This window comes from Fictibacillus aquaticus, from assembly GCF_002245695.1.
Lineage (GTDB): Bacteria > Bacillota > Bacilli > Bacillales > Fictibacillaceae > Fictibacillus > Fictibacillus aquaticus.
The window spans coordinates 1-3,328 of record NZ_NOII01000078.1 but is presented as its reverse complement, the minus strand read 5'-3'; the positions used below and the strand labels follow the sequence as shown (position 1 = coordinate 3,328).

At 34.7% G+C, this 3,328-nt stretch carries 4 protein-coding genes; all 4 read left to right on the top strand.

The window, feature by feature from the left end; genetic code table 11:
- The first annotated feature begins 103 nt into the window (after nt 1–103).
- The gene (locus CGZ90_RS19925; protein ID WP_094254223.1) at nt 104–658 is read left to right on the top strand and encodes a YdhK family protein; all 555 of its coding nucleotides are present in this window, start codon (nt 104–106) and stop codon (nt 656–658) included.
- 137 nt (nt 659–795) lie between these two features.
- On the top strand, nt 796–1,680 hold the full coding sequence (locus CGZ90_RS19920; RefSeq protein ID WP_094254222.1) for a peptidylprolyl isomerase: 885 nt from the start codon (nt 796–798) through the stop codon (nt 1,678–1,680).
- A gap of 504 nt (nt 1,681–2,184) precedes the next feature.
- Nucleotides 2,185–3,141: a cytochrome aa3 quinol oxidase subunit II gene (gene qoxA / locus CGZ90_RS19915; RefSeq protein ID WP_094254221.1), complete on the top strand. Its 957-nt coding sequence runs from the start codon at nt 2,185–2,187 to the stop codon at nt 3,139–3,141.
- Between the two features lie 15 nt (nt 3,142–3,156).
- Nucleotides 3,157–3,328, top strand: a 172-nt coding sequence (locus CGZ90_RS21155; protein ID WP_165766935.1) for a hypothetical protein, incomplete at its 3' end; no start/stop codon positions are given.

The following is a 3,328-nucleotide window of genomic DNA, read 5'->3' as shown; positions in this document are numbered from 1 at the left end:
GGTTCACAGTAAATACACAATTTTGCAAGTTATTCATATTACTTCATATCTTCTTCACATTTCTACTTTATAATTTACTCATCTTTGGTAAGGAGGAATTTTTATGAGATTTAAAAAGAAAATTTTAAAAACCTTAATGCTTTCTCTTTCATTTGCATTAGCAGCATGTGGAAATATGGAAAATCAGAACAACTCAAATGAAAAAGAAAATACTCATGAAGGTATGAATCATAAGGGTTCACCAAAGCTCCCTAATGACTTGAAAGAAGATAAATATCCAGCATTTGAAGTTGGTAGTAAAGCTGTAATAAATGCTGATCATATGGAGGGAATGAAGGGGGCTAAAGCAACGATTGTTGGTGCTTATGAAACTACGGCTTATGCAGTTTCCTATACTCCAACAACGGGTGGAAATAAAATTAAGAATCATAAATGGGTAATTCAAGAAGATATTAAGGATGCTGGAAACGAGTCTTTAAAACCCGGAACAGTCGTCAAGCTTAACGCAGATCATATGAAAGGTATGAAAGGTGCAAAAGCGGTCGTAGATTGGGCAGAACAAACAACCGTTTATTTGGTAGATTATACTCCAGCTACAAGCGGAAAAAAAGTTACAAATCACAAATGGTTAACTGAAAATGAATTAACAGTTGACTAACCCATTTCCGGTAAACCAATTTTTTAAATGAGGATAATAAAATTGTAAATAGTCTCATATTTCCTTTCTTTACTGAAAAAAAGATTATATTATACCTAAGTAATTAAAATGACAACTTTGATTTAGGAGTGAATTATATGAAAAAATGGTTGACTTTAATTGGATTAATAACTGGACTGATATCATTATCTGCTTGTAATTTTGGAACTGCTTCTGAGTCTAAAACTATTGTTCAGTCGAGTGCGGGAGATATTACAGAAGAAGAACTTTATAATAGGATGAAAGGACAATACGGAGAGCAAGTTCTAAATGAGATGGTTGACCAAATGGTTCTCGGGCAGAAGTATAAGGTATCCGGTAATGAAGTTGATAAAGAAATCGAAAAAGTCAAGAAAGAAGCTGGTGGAGACGAAGCATTTAAACAAATACTTGAACAGAACGGAATTAAAGATGAAAAATCATTAAAAAAACGAATTAAAACCATGTTAATTAGTGAAAAGGCAGCTACAGAAGGTGTGAAAGTTTCAGATATTGAATTAAAAAAAGTCTTTGAAGAAAAATACAAAACTGAAGTTAGGGCGAGTCACATCTTGGTCGAAGATGAAAAAACAGCTCAATTAGTTAAAAATAAACTAGACCAAGGTGGGAATTTTGCAAATCTTGCAGAACAATATTCAAAAGATCCTGGATCAAAGTCAAAAGGCGGAGACCTTGGCTTCTTTAGTAAGGGTGCCATGGTTCCCGAGTTTGACAAAATCGCTTTTTCAATAGAAAAAAATAAAATAAGTGACCCAATAAAATCAAATTACGGATACCACATTATTAAAGTTACCGATGAACGTGAAAATAAGTTTAAGGATAAAAAAGAAGAAATCGAAAAACAGATAAAACAACAAAAAGCAAAGCCAATCACTGAAATTTTAGAAAAGCTACGCAAGGATGCAAAACTTAAAGTCAATGACAAAGAGTTAAAAGGTATTTTAAAGAAGAAACAAGAACAAACTCCTCAAATACCACAATAATCGCAAGTATTAATAATCTCTTGATGTGAGAGAAGCCACCCAAACAGTTTTTCCAATGAAAAAAAGGTCTTCGCATGAATAACACATGCCAAGACCTTTTTTATCTTTCAAATCAGTGACTCCCAACTTGTTACTATAGGACTTTTTAGATTTGGGAAGTTTTTTTTGTGGAATCACATTGTTCTTAATTGTTATACTCCTCCCTATTCTGTGAAAATATCGTTCATATTTCATGCCCGACTGAAAGAGTCAGCTCTTGATTTTTTCTAGATAACAAACTCCATTTAACCATTTACCTAAGTTACCCAAATAGGTGTTATCTAACTTTCTTAACAGCTTCTTTATAGAAAGGTTTACCAAAGAAGTGAACCTTTTTTGATGAGATTGTGTGGAAATCGTGAATGTGGTGAATTTCCTATGACATTTAATAAAATTCGATTGATAATCACTATTTCTCTGCTAAATTTAGAGTGTTCATTTTAATGTCTACATCCTATAAGGAAGGTGAACTTATTGTTTAAACCGATAAAGTGGTTATTAACCTCAAGCTTGCTTCTATCTATATCACTTCTAAGCGGATGCAGCAATTTGGTAGTTCTTGATCCCAAGGGCCCAGTAGCTGGCATTCAAAAAGATCTTATTCTTTTGTCGATCTTTTTCATGTTGTTTATTATCATCGTTGTCTACATATTATTTACGATAATTGTCGTTAAATATAGAGAACGAAAAGAGCAAAGCGATTATGAGCCCCCAGAACAGGAGGGCAGTACTCTTCTAGAAATTATTTGGACAGCTATTCCTATTCTTATTGTTATTGCACTCTCAATTCCTACAGTTAAAGCTATATACGCGCTGGATAAGGCACCAGTCGAGTCTGCAGATAAAGAACCTCTTGTGATTCACGCAACTTCCGTAAACTGGAAATGGATATTCAGTTACCCTGAAGAAAATATCGAAACTGTAAATTATATTAACATTCCTTCAGACCGCCCTATCCTTTTTAAATTAACTTCTGCCGATTCCATGACATCATTTTGGGTACCTGCGCTGGGTGGACAAAAATATGCTATGGCAGGCATGCAGAATGAACTCTTTTTAGAAGCAGATAAGCCAGGGGTTTTCGAGGGAAGGAACGCTAACTTTAATGGGGAGGGCTTTAACGATCAGGTTTTCCGTGTGAAAGCTCTGACTGATGAAAATTATGAGGATTGGGTCAAAGGTATCCAAGAAGAAGCTCCAAAACTCTCATTAAAACAATACGATAAATTGATGCTTACAGGGCATTCAAAGGCTAAAACTTTTTCTTCAACTCACCTGAGATGGGTTGATCACGCCAAGGATGCTGAGTATGCCACTAATGTTCGTGAACGATTAGGTGAATCTACTTCACATAACAAGACGTCGAAGGAAAAACCAAACAAAGTACAAAATAATGAGAACAAACACTCGCAGCATGATTAGAAAGGAGGAAGTCATATGAAATGGGATGAATTTTTCGTCACCGGCAATCCAATGATTTACGGGGCAGATGTTTCCATTGCTATTACTGCTCTCGGAATTATCTTTACATTGACTTACTTTAAAAAATGGAAATGGCTTTGGAAAGAATGGCTGACGACAGTTGACCATAAAAAAATCGGGATTATGT

Excerpts from the sequence above, each read along its gene's own strand:
- CGZ90_RS19925 (WP_094254223.1), top strand. The coding sequence starts at position 104 with ATGAGATTTAAAAAGAAAATTTTAAAAACCTTAATGCTTTCTCTTTCA.
- CGZ90_RS19920 (WP_094254222.1), top strand. The coding sequence starts at position 796 with ATGAAAAAATGGTTGACTTTAATTGGATTAATAACTGGACTGATATCA.